This is a genomic window from Streptomyces sp. B3I8 (assembly GCF_030816915.1).
Lineage (GTDB): Bacteria > Actinomycetota > Actinomycetes > Streptomycetales > Streptomycetaceae > Streptomyces.
In genome coordinates this window covers 3,895,658-3,912,231 of the sequence record NZ_JAUSYN010000002.1, presented here as the reverse complement: position 1 = coordinate 3,912,231, position 16,574 = coordinate 3,895,658, and the positions used below count along the sequence as shown (strand labels likewise).

The window sequence follows — 16,574 nt, the reverse complement described above, 5'->3', positions numbered from 1 at the left end:
GGGGGGGTTGACCCCTGGTTCGGTCACGCAGAGTGTGTAGATGGTGACAGAACCGGGGCGTTTCCCGAGCATCGCACGCCTTTCCCGGGCCCACGGTCCCTCGGACGGGTGATTGCGGGGGCGTTCCCCTGCCGTCGACCGGATTCGTTCAGGCTCCGGACGAGTGCTGTCAGGACCCGGCAGCCGCTGTCATGACCCGGTCCGGCGCCGGGACCCGCCCCTCCGGTGTCGCCTGCCCGTCGTCCCGCACCTGTCCGTCAGGACTCCGGCTTGCGGTGCACCCGTGCGATCCAGTCCGCCGGTGCGGCGATCTCCGACTTGGTGGGCAGGGTGTTCGGCGAGGTCCACACCCGGTTGAAGCCGTCCATGCCGACCTCCTCGACGACAGCCCGGACGAACCGTTCACCGTCCCGGTACTGGCGCAGCTTGGCGTCCAGGCCGAGCAGCCTGCGCAGCGCGAGGTCCAGGCGGGAGGCGCCCTTGGCGCGGCGCTGCTGGAACTTCTCGCGGATCTCGGCGACGGACGGCACGACCGCGGGGCCGACCCCGTCCATCACGAAGTCGGCGTGGCCCTCCAGCAGCGACATCACCGCGGTCAGTCGGCCGAGGATCTCCCGCTGGGCGGGCGTCTGCACCAGCTCGACCAGGGAGCGGCCGCCGTCGTCGTCCCGCTCGCCCTCGGGGCGCCCGCCGGCCAGGGACTGGGCGGCCTCCCGAATGCGCTCCAGGACCGTCATGGGGTCCATCTCGGTCTCGCCGAGGAAGGACTGGATCTCGCCCTGGACGTGGTCGCGCAGCCAGGGCACGGCCGTGAACTGCGTGCGGTGCGTCTCCTCGTGGAGGCAGACCCAGAGCCGGAAGTCGTGCGGGTCGACCTCCAGTTCGCGTTCCACGTGGACGATGTTGGGCGCGACCAGCAGCAGTCGGCCGCCGCCGTCCTCGCCCGCGGGCAGATCGCGCGAGGCCGGGGCGAAGGTCTCGTACTGGCCGAGGACCCGGGAGGACATGAAGGCCAGCAGCATGCCGACCTCCACGCCGGTGACCTTGCCGCCGACGGCGCCGAGGACCGCACCGCCGGGGGTGCCGCCGCGCCGTTCCTGCATCTTGTCGAGCAGCGGCTTCAGCAGCTCGCGGAAGCCGGCGACGTTGGCCCGGACCCAGCCGGGGCGGTCGACGACCAGGACGGGGGTGTCGTGCGCGCCCGCCTCGCCGAGCCGGGTGAAGCCCCGCACGTGCTCCTCGGAGGCCTTGGCGTGCTTGCGCAGTTCCGCGACGACGGCCCGGGCCTCGTCACGGCTGACCTCGGGGCCCGGCCGCACGAAGCGGGTCGCGGTCGCCACCGCGAGATTCCAGTCGATCATCCCGGACGATGCTGCACCACCGATGCTCGTCATGTGTCAACGGTACGGGAGCGCTGCCGCTGGGGGCAGGTGGAAGCGGGGCGCCCTCCGGCCCCGGGCGCCGCGCCCCCTGTCCCGGGCGCGCCCGGACGTCGTCAGCGCGCGAGGCGGGCGGCGGCGCGGTCGAGGGCGGCTCGGGCGGCGGGCTGGTCCATGGAGTTCTCGGTCAGGAAGGCGAAGGCGAGGAGGCGGCCACTGGCGTCCACGACCGTGCCGGCGAGGGTGTTGACGCCGGTCAGGGAGCCGGTCTTGGCCCGGACGAGGCCGGTGCCCGCGCGGGTGTCGGCGCCCTCGTAGCGGTCGCTGAGGGTGCCGGTGAAGCCGGCGACCGGCAGGCCGGTGAGGACCGGACGCAGCTCGGGGTGGTCGGCGGAACCGGCCAGGACGAGCAGGGAGGTCAGCAGGCGGGCGGTGAGCTTGTCGCGGCGGTCGAGGCCGCTGCCGTCGTGGAACCGCGCGCCCGCGACCGGCAGTCCGAGCTTCTTCACCTGTGCGCCGACGGCCGCGGCACCGCCCGCGAAGCTCCCCGCGCCGCCGGTGCCGAGGGCGGTCTGGCGGGCCAGGGCCTCGGCGATGTCGTTGTCGCTGTTGGTCAGCATGCGTTCGACGACGGCGGAGAGCGGCGGCGACTGGACGGCGGCCAGGGCCTCGGCACGGTCGGTGGCCTCGGCGGAGCCCGCCACGGTGGCCTTCACGCCGTGGCCGCCGAGCAGGGCGGCGAAGCGTCGGGCGGCGGCCTCGGCCGGGTCGGCGGTACGGGTGGCGGGGCCGCTCGCGGAATCGTCCAGGCGGCCCTCGTCGGCCGTCAGCGGGGTGACCTCGGCGAGGTTCTCGTTGACGCCGATGGGGTGCCTGGTGGTGCCGGTGTAGAGGGAGGTGTCGTACGTCAGGGTCACGGAGGTCAGGTGCCGCTTCCTCAGCGCGGCGGCCGTGGTGTCGGCGAGGGTGCGCAGGCTGGCCCAGCCGTCCGCCTTCTTGCGTGCGGTGAGGGTGGGGTCGCCGCCGCCGACGAGGACGACCTTCCGGGTGCCGGGTTCCACGACCGTGCGGGTGGTGAGGCGGTGGTCGGGACCGAGCGCGGAGAGCGCGGCGACGGCGGTGGCGATCTTGGTGGTGGAGGCGGGGGTGAGCCCGGCGTCCGCGTCCTCGGCGTACAGCCGTTCGCCGGTGGTGACGTCGACGACGGCGGCCCCGCGCCGGTCGCCCAGCGAGGGGTCCTCCAGCAGCGGGCCGAGGATGCCGGCGAGGTTCTTGCCGGTGGCTTTGTCGGTTCCGGTGCCCTTGGCGGTTCCGGTGGTTCCCGTGGCTGCGGAGCGGTCGAGGCCGGTCAGTACGGCGACGGCGCTGGGGGCGGGGCGGGGAGCGCCCGGGCCGGAGCCGTGCGGGGCGCCGGTGGCGGCCGCGACGGCGCGCTCCCGCTCGGCGACGCGCCGGCCGCCGGCGCCCCAGGGACCGGCGGCGGTCACCGCACCGGCGGCCACCGCCAGTCCGACGACGACGGCGACCAGGGCGAACCGGGCGGTGCCGGCCCGCGGGGAGCGCGTACGGAGACCGTGCGCGACTCCCCCGAGGCGCGCACGCCCGTCCCGCACGGCGCGCAGGAGATACGGCAGCGCGCCGTGGACGACATCGGCGAGGCGGGCGGCGCGCGGTCCGACGACCGCGCGGACCCGCGCCACGGGTGCGGCCGTGCGGGGCCTGCCGGCTCCCGGAGCGGCGGGGGTGGGCCCACCGGGGGTGGCGGGGGCCGGGTCGCTCGCGGGGTCGGGGGACTTGCCGGCTGCGGGTCCGGCGGAGCCGGGGGCCGGGCCGGCCGCGGGGTCGAGGGTCGCCTCGGCCACGGAGCCGGAGGCCGCCTCGGCCGCTGTCGCGGGCGCCGGGGCGGTCGGGGACCGGGGTGCAGGGTCGCCCTCCGGGCCGGGCCCCGGGGCGGCCGCCTCTCCGCCTCCGTCCGTGTCGCCCCCGCCCGCCGGGACACCGTCCGCCTCCGGCTCTTGAGCCGGGCCGGCCGGATCGGCCGGATCGGCGGAAGCCGACTCCGCGGAGTCCGGCTCCGCCTCGGCCCCCGGGCCGCGGTCCGCCCCGGCGGTCCCGGGCGGGGTGGCGGCGTCGGCCCCTTCGGGGGGCCCGTCGGCCTTCGCTCCGGTGGAGACGTCGGCCCCCTCCGCGGTGGGCCCGTCCGCCGAGATGCCCCTCGGCTTCGACTCCGGGTCCGGCTCCCGGTCCGGATCGGCATTTGTGATTCGCGTCACGAGGGACCCCCCTCGCTCGTGATCCGCGCCACACGCTGTGTCACCGTGCGCTCGGTTCGTGCCACCCTCTGTTCCGGCACGGCCTCCGCGAACCGCGCCGGGCGCGGGTACGCGGCCGGCCAGGCCCTCAGCTCCGGCACGACCACCAGCCCCTTTCGCGATCACACGCAAGCGTGAGGGACACTTAACCACCAGAACTATGTGTTGATCATGGAGGAGCCACCGGTGGAGTTCGACGTCACGATCGAGATCCCGAAGGGTTCGCGGAACAAGTACGAGGTGGACCACGAGACCGGTCGGATCCGCCTGGACCGTCGACTCTTCACCTCGACCAGCTACCCGGCCGACTACGGCTTCGTCGAGAACACCCTCGGCGAGGACGGCGACCCGCTGGACGCGTTGGTCCTGCTCGAGGAGCCGACGTTCCCCGGCTGCCTCATCAAGTGCCGCACCATCGGCATGTTCCGGATGACCGACGAGGCCGGCGGCGACGACAAGCTGCTGTGCGTCCCGGCTTCGGACCCGCGCGTGGAGCACCTGCGGGACATCCACCACGTGTCCGAGTTCGACCGCCTGGAGATCCAGCACTTCTTCGAGGTGTACAAGGACCTCGAGCCCGGCAAGTCGGTCGAGGGCGCCAACTGGGTCGGCCGCACGGATGCCGAGGCCGAGATCGAGCGGTCGTACAAGCGTGCCGAGGAGCACGGGGGTCACTGACCTCCCCGCCCCTCCCCGTCGTACCGAACGGGCCGCGTTACCCCTGTGGGCGACGCGGCCCGTTGGTCTGTCGTGCGCATACTGAGGCGTGCGGGGAGTACCCGTACCGAGGACGCAGTGACCGGGCCGCGCGTACGAGAGGTGGGGCGAACTGGTGGCGGAGGGCGAGGCGGACGGCCGCAAGCCGCAGTCGGACGAGGCGCGCAGCGCGTTCGCGCCCCCGACGACAGCCGCAGCGGGAGCGGGCGGCGCATCGGGCACTGCCGGCACGTCAGGCACGTCAGGCACGTCAGGCACGTCAGGTGACAACGAGTCGTCGACGACGTCCGAGTTCGCCGTCCCCAAGGGCCTGGACGTGCCGCACGCGCCCGCCGGTGAGTCGGAGACCACCTCCGAGTTCGCGATGCCGCGCGGTCTGGACGTGCCGCAGCCCCCGCCCGTCGAGCCCGAGCGGTCCGCGTTCAGCCCCCCGCGCACGTACAGCGCCCGCGATGCCCCGCCCGCCTTCACGCCGCCCACCGGCGTGCCCCTGGTGAAGCTCACCAAGGAGGCGCCCTGGCAGGACCGGATGCGCACGATGCTGCGCATGTCCGTCACCGAGCGGCCCGCCCTGGAGACGGTGCGGCGTGCCGACGAGCCGGGCCCGGCCGTGCCGCGCGTCCTCGACCTCACCCTCCGCATCGGCGAACTGCTGCTCGCGGGCGGGGAGGGCGCCGAGGACGTCGAGGCCGCGATGTTCGCGGTCTGCCGCTCCTACGGCCTGGACCGCTGTGAGCCCAACGTCACCTTCACGCTGCTGTCCGTCTCGTACCAGCCGTCCCTCGTCGACGACCCGGTCTCGGCCTCCCGCGTGGTACGCCGCCGCGGTACCGACTACACCCGGCTCTCCGCCGTCTTCCAGCTCGTCGACGACCTCAGCGACGACGAGACGGAAATCTCCCTGGAGGAGGCCTACGGGCGGCTCGCGGAGATACGGCGCAACCGGCACCCGTACCCCGGCTGGGCGCTGACCGCGGCGAGCGGACTGCTCGCGGGCGCCGCCTCGGTCCTGGTCGGCGGCGGTCTGTTCGTGTTCCTCGCCGCCGCGGCGGGCGCGATGCTCGGCGACCGGCTGGCCTGGCTGTGCGCCGGGCGCGGCCTGCCGGAGTTCTACCAGTTCACGGTGGCGGCCATGCCCCCGGCCGCGATCGGCGTGGCCCTCACGCTCGCGGACGTCGACGTGAAGGCGTCCGCGGTGATCACGGGTGGCCTGTTCGCGCTGCTGCCGGGGCGGGCGCTGGTGGCGGGCGTGCAGGACGGGCTCACCGGCTTCTACATCACCGCCTCCGCGCGCTTGCTGGAGGTCATGTACTTCTTCACCGGCATCGTTGTCGGGGTGCTCGTGGTGCTGTACTTCGGGGTGACGCTGGGCGCCGAGCTCAATCCGGACGCGGCGCTCGGCAGCGTCCAGCGGCCGGGATGGCAGCTCGCCGCCTCCATGCTGCTGTCGCTGACCTTCGCGGTGCTGCTCCAGCAGGAGCGCTCGACGGTGTTGCTGGTCACCCTCAACGGCGGGGTGGCCTGGTCGATCTACGGCGCGATGCGCTACGCGGGCGACCTGTCGCCGGTGGCGTCCACGGCCGCGGCGGCCGGACTGGTCGGCCTCTTCGGACAGCTCCTGTCGCGCTACCGGTTCGCGTCCGCGCTGCCGTTCACCACGGCGGCGATCGGCCCGCTGCTGCCCGGTTCGGCGACGTACTTCGGGCTGCTGGGCATCGCCCAGAACGACATCGACGGCGGCCTGGTGTCGCTCACCAAGGCCGTGGCGCTCTCCATGGCCATCGCGATCGGGGTGAACCTGGGGGCCGAGATCTCCCGGCTGTTCCTGCGGGTCGGCTCGGCGGAGGGACGGCGGGCCGCGAAGCGGACCCGGGGGTTCTAGGCCGTGTCCGAAAAATGGCCTTCGAGAGCCCTTAGGGCCTCTCGTCTGGATCATTCCGGCGTCGCGGGGTCCGGCACGGGTCGGTCGAAGACGCACCGCGCCTCCCAGCCGGCCTGAGCCAAACGAAAGACCCTAGTGGGCGAGATGCTGGAGCCAGTCCTGAAGGAGTGCGGTCTCGACGGGGCGGAGTGGGACGGTAGCTGGATCCGCCCTGCTGAGGGTGGCATCGAGCGCGAGGGCGCGAGCGGCGAGGGTGGAGTCCGGGGCTGGACTCGTGTCGGTGGTCAGGGCGTCGATGAGTGCTTCCCGCATGCGCGGTGAGACCTGCGGGTCGCGTTCGCCCTCGGGGATGCCGATCAGGGAGAGCGTGACGCCGGTCACCGCTGCCAGCGTGAGGTGGGCGGCAAGGACGGGCGGTACTCGTAGGCGGCCGTCGGAGGCGGCGCGGCCGAGGAACGTCATGAGGAGTTCCTGAGCCTCCCGTGCGGCAGGTGGGCGCCGACCGGGGCGGTCGGTGCCGTACATCAGCAGGTAGAGGGCGGGGTGTTCCAGGCCGAAGTCGACATGCATGTCCCATCCGCGGCGTATGCCGTCGACCGGGTCGCCGCTCGACGACAAGGTGTGTTTCTGCGCCACGTAAAGGTCGAAGGCGTGTATGGCCAGCGCCGAAAGCAGCCCGTCCTTGTCACCGAAGAGCTGGTACAAGGAGGCGGCCCGGATACCTGCCGCCGCGGCGACGGCGCGGGTGGACAGCGCCTGGGCGCCCTTCCGCTCCAAGAGCTCGGCTGCGACTTCCAGGATCTGCCTGCGACTGCGGGTCTTCGCATCATCCACAGTTGCAATGCTACGACACCCGGTGTATCACTGATTCGTTCAGTGATACCGATATTCGCGTTGCAGTGATACGGCAGGAGAGCTCGATGAATCGTGTGGGATACGGAGCCATGCAGCTCGCGGGCCCCGGGGTCTGGGGATTTCCGGACGACCCGGAGGCCGCGCGGCGGGTGTTGCGCCTGGCCGTCGAGCTGGGCGTGACCTTCTTCGACACCGCGAACGCCTACGGGCCACGAACGGTGAACCAGCTGATCGGGCAGGCACTGGGACCGATCCCCGCGGGCGTGATCGTGGGCAACAAGGTCGGTGCGGAACGCGGCCCGGACAAGTCCTGGGTCGTCGACGGCCGCCCCGAGACGGTCCGGCGGCAGGTGCATGAGGCCCTTACCGACATGGGAACGGAAGCGAGCGAGCTGACTTACCTCCGACTCGTCGGTGACTCACCCGGCGCGCACCAGGACGTACCGCTGGAGGAGTCGCTCGGCGCACTCGTCCAGCTTCGAGACCAGGGGCTGATCCGCCGCATCGGCCTGTCCGGCGCGTCCCCGCAGATGCTGGCCCGCGCCCAGCAGACGACCCCCATCGCGGCAGTGCAGAACCGCTTCAACCTGCTTGACCGCAGCGGCGTCCAGGTCCTCGCCGACTGTGAGACGCAGGGCATCCTCTTCATCCCCTACTTCCCGCTGGCCGCCGGACAGCTCAGCGGCCACCAAGAGCTGACCGGCCCGGCGGAGCGCCTGGGTGCCACACCGGCCCAGATCGCACTGGCCTGGCTGCTGCGCCGTTCGCCCTCCATGGTCGTCATCCCCGGCACAAGCAATCCCGACCACCTGCGGTCCAACATCGCAGCTTCCGAAGTTGCCGAACAATTGACCGACACCGAGGTCGCGCGCCTGACCGCACTCGTCGACGAGTCGCAAGCGGTCCTCGACCGGCCCACACCCCCCATTCAGAGCCACCGCTGAACAAGGGCCCCGGGAATGTCGTGATCGGCCTCGGCCGCGTCTGACGATCTCCCCAGCCACCGTCTGCCGGGTCATCCACCGCCTGCGTCCGCCACCGGCCCTGGAGCCCGCCCCGCGGCCGGTTGCCGGCGTGGACCGACTGTGGATCGTGGACTGCGCCTACCTCGGCACCGGCCCGGTCGTCCCGCACCGCAAGAGAGCCGGTCGCCCCCTCCTGCGCGGCCAGGAAGAAGACAACGCCGAGCACCGGCGCGTCCGCGCCCGCGTCGAGCACACCTTCGCCCGGATGAAGAACTGGAAGATCCGCGCGACTGCCGCCGGAAAGGAGACGGCCTCCACCACGCGGTCCAAGCCGTCGCCACCATGCACAACCTCGCCATGACACGGTGAAACAACAGGCCAGGCGCCACTTCGGCGTGCCGAAGCCGGACCTTCCGCAACACCCTTCAGTGGTACGGGTGCTGCTGTCGGCGGCCCTGGTCGTAGCCGTACGGCTGCTGCGACTGGTCCTCGTACTGCTGGGGGTACTGCTGCCCCTGGCCGTAGTCCTGGTAGCCGTAATCCTGCTGGTCACCGTAGTGCTGCTGATCGCCGTAGTGCTGCTGATCGCCGTAGTGCTGCTGATCGCCGCCGTGGTGCTGCTGATCGCCATGATGCTGCTGGGTGCCGTGATGCTGCTGATCGCCGTACGGCTGCCGGCCACCGTACGGCTGCTGCTGCCCGGCGTTGCCCATCCCGTGACCGGTCCCGCCGTTGTCGCGGTGGCCGCTGCCGTAACGCTGGTCCTGGTGGGCCGGGGGGACGGCGCGCAGGCGGGTGGTGGCGTCGTCCATCTGCGGGTGCCGGGGGAGGCCGTGGGCCGCTTGTCCGGCCGGTGCCGGCTGGGGCGCTGCCTCGGGAGGGTTCTTCTTCGCCTTGGACCGGGCGCGCAGGAACTCGATGGCGATCGGGACGACCGAGACGAGCACGATCAGGATGAGGATCGCCTCGATGTTGTTCTTGACCGCGTCGATCTTGCCCAGCCAGGAGCCGAGCAGCGTCACGCCCGCGCCCCACAGGACGCCGCCGATGACGTTGAAGGTCAGGAACGAGCGGTACCGCATGCCGCTGACGCCCGCGATGATCGGGGTGAACGTGCGCACGACGGGCACGAAGCGGGCGAGGACGAGGGACTTGGCGCCGTACTTCTCGAAGAACTCGTGCGCCTTGACGACGTTCTCCTGCTTGAACAGCCGGGAGTCGGGGCGGTTGAAGAGCGAGGGGCCGACCTTCTTGCCGAACATGAAGCCCGCCTGGTCGCCCAGGACCGCGGCGAGGCAGATCAGCACGACCGCCGCCCACAGGGGGAAGTCCATCTGGTGCGACGTGATCAGCAGACCGCAGGTGAACAGCAGCGAGTCGCCCGGCAGGAAGAAGCCGATGAGCAGGCCCGACTCGGCGAAGACGACGAGGAGCAGGCCCCAGATGCCGAACGAGTCGAGGAGGTGATTCGGATCCATCCAGCTCGGTCCGAGGGCAAGCGTCTGCACGGTTCCGGGCTCCCGAGGAGTGAGGGGGTACGGCCGCACCGAGAAGGTGTGGCCGGTCAAAGCTATCAACGCAAGGTGTCCCCGCCGGGTTCCACGGGTGTCACCAGGATGCCCTGTGCGCCCCCTGCGACGAATGCGCGGGTCGGCTCAGAACGGGAAGCGGCTGCGGCCGTGCTGCACCGAGATCCACTTCTGCGTGGTGAACGCCTCCACCGTCGTCTCGCCGTTCAGCCGGCCCACCCCGGAGTGCTTCTCGCCGCCGAAGGGGACCTGCGGCTCGTCGTGGACCGTGCCGTCGTTCACGTGGAACATGCCGGTGTCGATCCGCCGGGCGAAGGCCACACCGCGCTCGACGTCCCCGGTGTGGACAGCGCCGCTGAGACCGTACGGGGTGTCGTTGACGAGGCGGACGGCCTCCTCCTCGCCGTCGAACGGGAGGAGCAGCGCCACCGGGCCGAACAGCTCCTGCCTGAGCAGGGGGGAGCCGGCCGGGATGTCGGTGAGGACGGACGGCTCGACGAGGTTGGCCGTGGTCCGCCCGCGCACCAGGGCGGTGGCACCCGCCTCGACGGCCTGGTCGACGGCGCCGGTGAGGGCGTCGGCCTGGGAGGAGTTGATGACCGGGCCGATGACCGTGGCCGGGTCACTGGGGTCGCCGGCCTTGAGGGACTTCACCTTGGCGACGAACTTCGCGGTGAACTCCTCCAGCACCGAGCGGTCGACGAGGATGCGGTTGGCGGCCATGCAGACCTGGCCCTGGTGGACGTACCGGCTGAAGACGGCCGCGTCGACGGCGTAGTCGAGGTCGGCGTCGTCCAGTACCACCAGGGCGCTGTTGCCGCCGAGTTCGAGGACCGTGCGCTTGAAGTGCGAGGCGCAGACCGTGGCCACGTGCCGGCCGACCTTGTCGGAGCCGGTGAAGGAGATCACCTTGGGCACCGGGTGCTCCAGGAAGGCATCGCCGATCTCCGAGATGTCGGTGACCACGACGTTGAGCAGGCCGCCGGGGAGCCCCGCGTCCTCGAAGATCTTCGCGACCAGGGTGCCGCCGGTGACGGGCGTGTCCTGGTGCGGCTTGAGGACGACCGCGTTGCCGAGCGCGAGCGCCGGGGCGACGGACTTCAGGGAGAGCAGGAAGGGGAAGTTGAAGGGGCTGATCACCCCGACGACGCCGACGGGGACGCGGTACACGCGGTTCTCCTTGCCCTCGGTCGGCGAGGGGAGGACGCGGGCCTGGGGGGTCAGCGTCAGGTGGACCGCCTCGCGCAGGAACTCCTTGGCGAGGTGCAGTTCGAAGCCGGCCTTGGTGCGGGTGCCGCCCAGTTCGGCGATGATCAGCTCGGCGATCTCCGCCTCACGCTCCTCCAGGAGGCGCAGGGCTTTCTCGAACACCGCGCGCCGGGCGTAGGCGTTGGTGGCCGCCCAGTCCCGCTGGGCGCGCTCGGCGGCGCGGTAGGCCTGATCGACCTCGTCCACGGTGGCTATCGTGATCGTCGCGAGCTTCTCGCCGTCGTACGGGTTGAAGTCGATGATCTCCCAGGCCCCGGTACCCGGACGCCACTCGCCGTCGATGTACTGCTGAGCCAGGTCCGTGAAGTAGGACGACATGTTCTCCCTCGATCCCCTGTCGCTGCCGTGACAGCCGTCGCAGTCGTCGCAGTCGCCGTCATCCGCTCGACCGATCGGTCGCTCGACGAGTGTTCGATCGAACGTCATCGTACGTGTGGGACTGGGGAGTTGGGAGGCGCCGGGCGGACTCGGGCGGACCGGGCTCGGGCTCGGGAGAGAGGGACCCGGGAGAGAGGGACCCGGGTGCGGGCTCTGGAGAAGGATCCGGGAGCGGGTTCAGGAGAGCTGGAGCAGTCCGCGCAGGAGGTGGCGGCTCTCCTCGGGCGAGGGACTGTCCTGCTGGAGCTGCTTGAGCGCCTGCTCGTACTGGGCGACGTCCTCGGGCTTGTCGAGGTACAGGGCGCTGGTGAGCTGCTCCAGGTAGACGACGTCCGAGAGGTCGGACTCGGGGAAACTGAGCAGGGTGAAGGCGCCGCTCTCGCCGGAGTGGCCGCCGAAACCGAACGGCATGACCTGCAACCGTACGTTGGGGCGCTCGGAGAGGTCGATGAGGTGCTGGAGCTGATCGCGCATCACCTCGCGGTCGCCGTAGGGCCGGCGCAGTGCCGCCTCGTCCAGGACGATGTGGAACTCCGGGGCCTTCTCGGAGACCAGGCACTTCTGGCGTTCCAGGCGCAGCGCCACCCGGCGGTCGATGTCGGCCGCGGCGGCGCCGCGCATGCCGCGGGTGACCACGGCCCGCGCGTACGCCTCGGTCTGCAGCAGACCGTGCACGAACTGCACCTCGTAGGAGCGGATCAGGTGGGCCGAGCCCTCCAGGCCGATGTATGTGGGGAACCAGCTGGGCAGGACGTCCGAGTAGCTGTGCCACCACCCGGCGACGTTCGCCTCCTTCGCGAGGGAGAGCAGGGAGGTGCGCTCCGCCTCGTCGGCGACGCCGTACAGCGTCAACAGGTCCTCGACGTCCCGCGTCTTGAAGCTCACGCGACCCAACTCCATGCGGCTGATCTTCGATTCGGAGGCGCGGATCGAATAGCCGGCCGCTTCCCGCGTGATACCCCGCGACTCCCGCAGACGCCTGAGGTGTGACCCCAGCAGCATGCGCCGCACCACCGAGCCGCTAGTGGACTCCCCAGCGCTCACTTCGTCAGCCCTCCCCAACGGTCTTTCGGACGCGCAGTCTGCCACTAAACCACGACCAGCAGTACTCGTGCGATTACAGAAATGGAAAGCGGTGGCCCGCGGAGCGCCGGGAGGGGCAGGGAAGAGGTGCGTGGGGGCGACCGGAAAGGCCTCTCAGGGCACGGAACGGGCCGTGGGGGAGGAACAGCGGGGAAGAAAGTGACGGAAGAAATGCGTGACAAGCGGTACGGGAGGGTCCATTCCAGGCATCTGCACGTGCATCTGCCCTTGCATCTGCTGTACGCATCGGAAACCATGGTCCCGCGCCACCGCTGCATCGCCACGACCGCGAACACCCGGGAGTGCCTCGCATGGGGACGAATGGATCGACCATGCTCGAGCCCTTACGGCAGGGACTTCCGCCGCTGGACCCCGCGGCCGTGTCCACCGCCACCTCCTGCGGCCTGCCCGCCCGGTACGAAGCGGTGCGCGAGGCACGCCGGTTCACCCGGCGGACCCTCGACCAGTGGGAGCGGGGCGACCTCTTCGACGACGTGTGCCTGGTGGTCTCCGAACTCGTCACCAACGCACTGCGCCACGCGCTTCCGGCGGACCTGCCCGGCGGCGCCGACCAGGCCGCTCCGGTGCGGCTGCACCTGATGCGGTGGGCGACGCGGCTGGTCTGCGCGGTGCGCGATCCCAGCCGGGAGAGCCCCGTCGCGCGGGACGCGGAGGAGGCTGCGGACGACTTCTCGGCGGAGTGCGGACGCGGACTGCTCCTCGTCGAGTCCTTCGCCGACGGCTGGGGCTGGCATCCACTGGCCGGCACACTCGGCGGCAAGGTCGTGTGGGCGATGTTCCGCCTGACGCCTCCGGGGGACTGATCCAGCGGGACCGGTCCCGCTGCACTGATCCCGCTGGACCGATCCCGCTGGACCGATCCCGGGGAGCTGAGCCCGGGGCCACTTGCGGGAGGGTGCGGATTGCCCGAGGGTGCGGGCGGCGGGGCTCAGGAGCCCGGTCGCCCCGCACCCGCGTTCGCTTCCGCACCCGCGTTCATATTCGTACTCGCGTCCGCGACCGCGTTCGCGGCGGGGCGCCGGCGCCCCGCGCGTTCCCGCTTGACGCGTGTCACGCGATCAGATGATCGAACTCGCCGTCCTTGACACCCAGCAGCATGGCCTCGATCTCCGCGCGGGTGTAGACGAGCGCGGGCCCGTCGGGAAAGCGCGAGTTCCGTACGGCCACGTCACCGCCGGGCAGCCTGGCGAACTCGACGCAGGAGCCCTGCGAGTTGCTGTGCCGGCTCTTCTGCCAGGCCACTCCGTACAACTCTGTCGCGGCCATGCCGTTGTACACGTCATCCACGTCGCACACGTCGTGGTCCACAGGTCGCTCCCCGGGTGGTGCATTGGCTGATGTGGCCATTGATGCAGTGGTCAACTGCCCCGGATCATAGCCCCGTTCACCTGCGGATGCATGAGCAGATGCACGTGCACGCGGGGTGTTCCCCCGGTTACAGCTTTTACGGTCCCTTGACTGACCACCGCCCTTCACCCGTCTGCCCAAGACCCCGTCCCACATGCGGCGTCGCTCGATCACTGGCCGGTTTTCCGCCCACGTGAGAGAAGACGTGCGTGATCCCGTCCTCGTTCCCGCCCGAGTCCCGATGTCCGTCCCTCGGCCGGGTGCGGCACACCGAGCGACAAGCCACGACGAACCCGCACAACGCCCCCACCCACCCCACCACCCCCGGCTGGTAACTTGCCGCCCACGCCGCCCGAAGCCGGCATCGGCACCGGCAACCCCCTGGAGGCACTCGTGACGTCGGCGCCCTTTCCCCTCCGCACCACGACGGCCGCGGCCGCGGCACTCGCGGCCGCCCTCGCCCTCGCCGCCTGCACCCACGAGGGCTCGGGCGACAGCGGCTCCGATGCCACCGGCGCCGCCACCTCCACCGCCGCGACCGCGACCGGCTCCGCCACCGCCTCCCCCGGCGGCAGGCCGGGAAAGCTGGAGGGCAGCTGGCTGACCACCGCCGGCGGCAAGGCTGTCGTCCTGGTGGTGACCGGGAAGCAGGCCGGACTGTTCGCCACCGGCGGTACCGTCTGCAGCGGCACGGCCGGCAAGGTGTCCGGCGCCTGGACCGTGCACCTGACCGACTGCCAGGGCAAGGGCGGCGACGACCGGACGACCGGCACGGTGGACTCCGTGACCGCCAAGTCCCTGCGGATCACCTGGAAGGGCGGCGCCGGTACGGAGACGTACCAGAAGTCCGAGGGCACCAAACCGCCCAGCGGTTTCCCCACGTCGGGCCTGCCGGGTTCGTGACGTCGGGCCCGCCGGGTTCGTAGCGGCGCCCGTACGCCGGGGGCGCGCGTGCGGGGCGTTCACGCCTGCGTGATGATCGTGGTCCCGACGCACCGGCACGACTGCCGTGTCACCGTCACGAACGCCGAAGGACCCCATGCGCGCCACCTTTCCTCTCGCCGTGACCGCCCTCGCGGCGGCCCTCGCCCTGACCGCCTGCGGCAGCGGCGGTGACACCGACTCCGACACCGGCTCCGACAGCGGTGGCAAGAACGGCGCCGCCTGCGGCCTTGCCGGGCTGGGCGTCGAGGTCGGCCCGGCCAACGCCGCCCCGGCCGTCGGCGACACGGGCAACCTCCCCGTCACCCTGACCAACACCAAGGCCGACGCCTGCACGCTCGACGGCTTCCCCGAGGTCCGGCTGCTGGCCGGCGACACCTCGTGGACCGTGGCCGGGGACAAGTCCGCGCAGCCCGCGAAGCTGACCCTGCACCAGGACGAGTCGGCGACGTTCACCCTCACCTACGTGCGGGGCGAGGCGGGCGGCAAGGGCGCCGCGGACACCCTGCGGATCGCCCTGCCGGGCGGCTCCGGCAGCAAGACGGCGAAGTGGACGTACGGCGTGGTCGCCGAGAAGGGCGCGGGCCTGGACGCCACGGTGAGCCCCTTCCAGACGGCCGGGGACTGACCTCCGTGCACTGACCGCCGCGCACCGACCCCTTCCGCACGGCCGCGGCAGGGGTTCGGTCCGTCCGGAGCGCCGTCAGCGCAGTGGGCGGTGGCGCTCCACCCGGGCCCGGTCGGCCGCCGCCGTGCCCTGGTGCCAGCCGGCCTCGTCGGAGACACCGCGCAGGCGGGTCGTGACGGTCTTCGGGAACAGGCGTTCCAGGTGCTCCGTCACCGCCACGTCCCTGGCCGCGAGAACCGGCAGCAGATCCCGTTCCCGTCCCCCCTCCCCCGCCGCCTCGGCCGTCTGCTCCCGCGCGGTGGCCGCGAGCCGGTCGCCCATGCGGTGCGCGTACGCGGCCAGGAACGACTGCCGGAACGTCTTCGTACGCTTCCGCCCGCCGGCGCGCTGTGCCGCCTCCGCCGCGGTCATGGCGGCCGTGGCCTGGACCAGCAGCGAAGTGTGCAGCAGCTCGACCACCTCCAGATCGGCCTCGAAGCCGACGACCGTGGAGAAGCCGAACTCCTCGTGCCACACCGCGCGGCAGCGGTTGGCGGCGGCGACCGCGTCCAGCAGGACCGCCTTGGCCGTCTCGTAGGGCGGATCGACCCCTATGCGGCAGGCCCCGGGCGCGTCAGCGCCGCCCGCCCGCACGGTGCCGCCGCCGGCCGCGAGCACGGCCTCGTCGATGCTGTGCCGGGCCATCAACTCCTGCGCCTTGGCGCTGAGGGCCTCCGCCTCCTCCGGATAGCCGGTCGCCTCGGCCTTGGCGAGCAGGGCGCGGATCCGGGCGAGCGTCCGGGAGTCCGACGAGGAGACGGCGGCCCTGCGCGGCGGATCCAGCGGCTCCAGGGCGGGCAGCCCGAGCAGCAGCCGGTACAGCTCCAGGACGGCGGTGGCCCGCGAGAAGCGGTCGGTGCGCGGGAGCGGGGAGCCGTCCGGCCCGGCCGCTTCGGCCACCTCGGCGAGCTGCGCGGCCCAGCGCGGGTGGGGCGCCGGCCGCCGGCCCGCCTCGCCGCGTATGAGCGCCGCCACCAGCCGTACGTGCGTCTCGTCCAGCTCCCGGCGGACGTACCGGACGACATCGGCGGGCTGCCACCCGCGCCGCCAGGCCGCGGCGACGAACTCCTCGCCGCGCCGGGTCAGCTCGGCGTCGGCCGCCGGGTCGGCGGCCAGCAGGGACGCGCCGGTGTCGAGGGCGGCGTCCGTCTCGGCGTAGAGGGCGGCCTCGAAGGCGCGCCCGACGGTGGTCGGCGTACTCACCCCTCGATCGTGACACGGGGGTCCG

Annotated in this window: 14 protein-coding genes and 1 pseudogene; 7 read left to right on the top strand and 8 right to left on the bottom strand. The window is 72.1% G+C overall.

The features are described 5' to 3' along the window. Nucleotides 1–257 precede the first annotated feature (257 nt). A complete protein-coding gene (locus QFZ64_RS19515; protein WP_307067488.1) occupies nucleotides 258–1,394 on the bottom strand; it encodes a zinc-dependent metalloprotease in 1,137 nt (378 codons plus the stop codon). A 101-nt stretch (nucleotides 1,395–1,495) separates the two neighbouring features. Further along, entirely contained in the window at nucleotides 1,496–3,079 is a 1,584-nt protein-coding gene (dacB, locus tag QFZ64_RS19510) for a D-alanyl-D-alanine carboxypeptidase/D-alanyl-D-alanine-endopeptidase (protein ID WP_307071769.1), read from the bottom strand. A 798-nt stretch (nucleotides 3,080–3,877) separates the two neighbouring features. Here dacB and QFZ64_RS19505 point away from each other — a divergent pair. After that, nucleotides 3,878–4,369, top strand: a complete 492-nt coding sequence (locus tag QFZ64_RS19505) for an inorganic diphosphatase (RefSeq protein WP_006142076.1) — start codon at nucleotides 3,878–3,880, stop codon at nucleotides 4,367–4,369. A gap of 154 nt (nucleotides 4,370–4,523) precedes the next feature. Next, nucleotides 4,524–6,290: a threonine/serine exporter ThrE family protein gene (locus QFZ64_RS19500; RefSeq protein ID WP_307067486.1), complete on the top strand. Its 1,767-nt coding sequence runs from the start codon at nucleotides 4,524–4,526 to the stop codon at nucleotides 6,288–6,290. A gap of 132 nt (nucleotides 6,291–6,422) precedes the next feature. Here QFZ64_RS19500 and QFZ64_RS19495 read toward each other — a convergent pair whose 3' ends face one another. Beyond that, the gene (locus QFZ64_RS19495) at nucleotides 6,423–7,124 is read right to left on the bottom strand and encodes a TetR/AcrR family transcriptional regulator (RefSeq protein ID WP_307067484.1); all 702 of its coding nucleotides are present in this window, start codon (nucleotides 7,122–7,124) and stop codon (nucleotides 6,423–6,425) included. Nucleotides 7,125–7,210: 86 nt separating this feature from the next. Here QFZ64_RS19495 and QFZ64_RS19490 point away from each other — a divergent pair, with 86 nt between their 5' ends. Both QFZ64_RS19490 and QFZ64_RS19485 read left to right on the top strand, forming a co-directional pair. Next, on the top strand, nucleotides 7,211–8,089 hold the full coding sequence (locus tag QFZ64_RS19490; RefSeq protein WP_307067482.1) for an aldo/keto reductase: 879 nt from the start codon (nucleotides 7,211–7,213) through the stop codon (nucleotides 8,087–8,089). A gap of 139 nt (nucleotides 8,090–8,228) precedes the next feature. Then, a pseudogene (locus tag QFZ64_RS19485) lies at nucleotides 8,229–8,479 on the top strand (transposase family protein); the annotation flags it as partial. 56 nt (nucleotides 8,480–8,535) lie between these two features. Here QFZ64_RS19485 and QFZ64_RS19480 read toward each other — a convergent pair. From QFZ64_RS19480 to QFZ64_RS19470, 3 genes are all read right to left on the bottom strand, one after another. Next, entirely contained in the window at nucleotides 8,536–9,618 is a 1,083-nt protein-coding gene (locus tag QFZ64_RS19480; RefSeq protein ID WP_307067480.1) for a DedA family protein, read from the bottom strand. Between the two features lie 147 nt (nucleotides 9,619–9,765). After that, nucleotides 9,766–11,226 (bottom strand): aldehyde dehydrogenase family protein, encoded by a 1,461-nt coding sequence (locus QFZ64_RS19475; RefSeq protein WP_307067478.1) that lies wholly within the window; start codon nucleotides 11,224–11,226, stop codon nucleotides 9,766–9,768. Nucleotides 11,227–11,463: 237 nt separating this feature from the next. Next, nucleotides 11,464–12,288: a helix-turn-helix transcriptional regulator gene (locus QFZ64_RS19470; RefSeq protein WP_307071768.1), complete on the bottom strand. Its 825-nt coding sequence runs from the start codon at nucleotides 12,286–12,288 to the stop codon at nucleotides 11,464–11,466. 392 nt (nucleotides 12,289–12,680) lie between these two features. Here QFZ64_RS19470 and QFZ64_RS19465 point away from each other — a divergent pair, with 392 nt between their 5' ends. Next, nucleotides 12,681–13,193, top strand: a complete 513-nt coding sequence (locus QFZ64_RS19465) for an ATP-binding protein (RefSeq protein ID WP_307067476.1) — start codon at nucleotides 12,681–12,683, stop codon at nucleotides 13,191–13,193. Nucleotides 13,194–13,440: 247 nt separating this feature from the next. On the opposite strand, the gene QFZ64_RS19460 is transcribed toward QFZ64_RS19465, so the two are convergent. Beyond that, nucleotides 13,441–13,698, bottom strand: coding sequence for a DUF397 domain-containing protein (locus tag QFZ64_RS19460; RefSeq protein WP_307067474.1), 258 nt, complete (start codon nucleotides 13,696–13,698; stop codon nucleotides 13,441–13,443). Between the two features lie 432 nt (nucleotides 13,699–14,130). Here QFZ64_RS19460 and QFZ64_RS19455 point away from each other — a divergent pair, with 432 nt between their 5' ends. Next, nucleotides 14,131–14,640: a hypothetical protein gene (locus QFZ64_RS19455; protein ID WP_307071767.1), complete on the top strand. Its 510-nt coding sequence runs from the start codon at nucleotides 14,131–14,133 to the stop codon at nucleotides 14,638–14,640. A 136-nt stretch (nucleotides 14,641–14,776) separates the two neighbouring features. After that, nucleotides 14,777–15,307, top strand: a complete 531-nt coding sequence (locus tag QFZ64_RS19450; RefSeq protein ID WP_307067472.1) for a DUF4232 domain-containing protein — start codon at nucleotides 14,777–14,779, stop codon at nucleotides 15,305–15,307. 75 nt (nucleotides 15,308–15,382) lie between these two features. On the opposite strand, the gene QFZ64_RS19445 is transcribed toward QFZ64_RS19450, so the two are convergent. Continuing rightward, nucleotides 15,383–16,549 (bottom strand): DUF2786 domain-containing protein, encoded by a 1,167-nt coding sequence (locus tag QFZ64_RS19445; RefSeq protein WP_307067471.1) that lies wholly within the window; start codon nucleotides 16,547–16,549, stop codon nucleotides 15,383–15,385. Nucleotides 16,550–16,574: the final 25 nt, after the last annotated feature.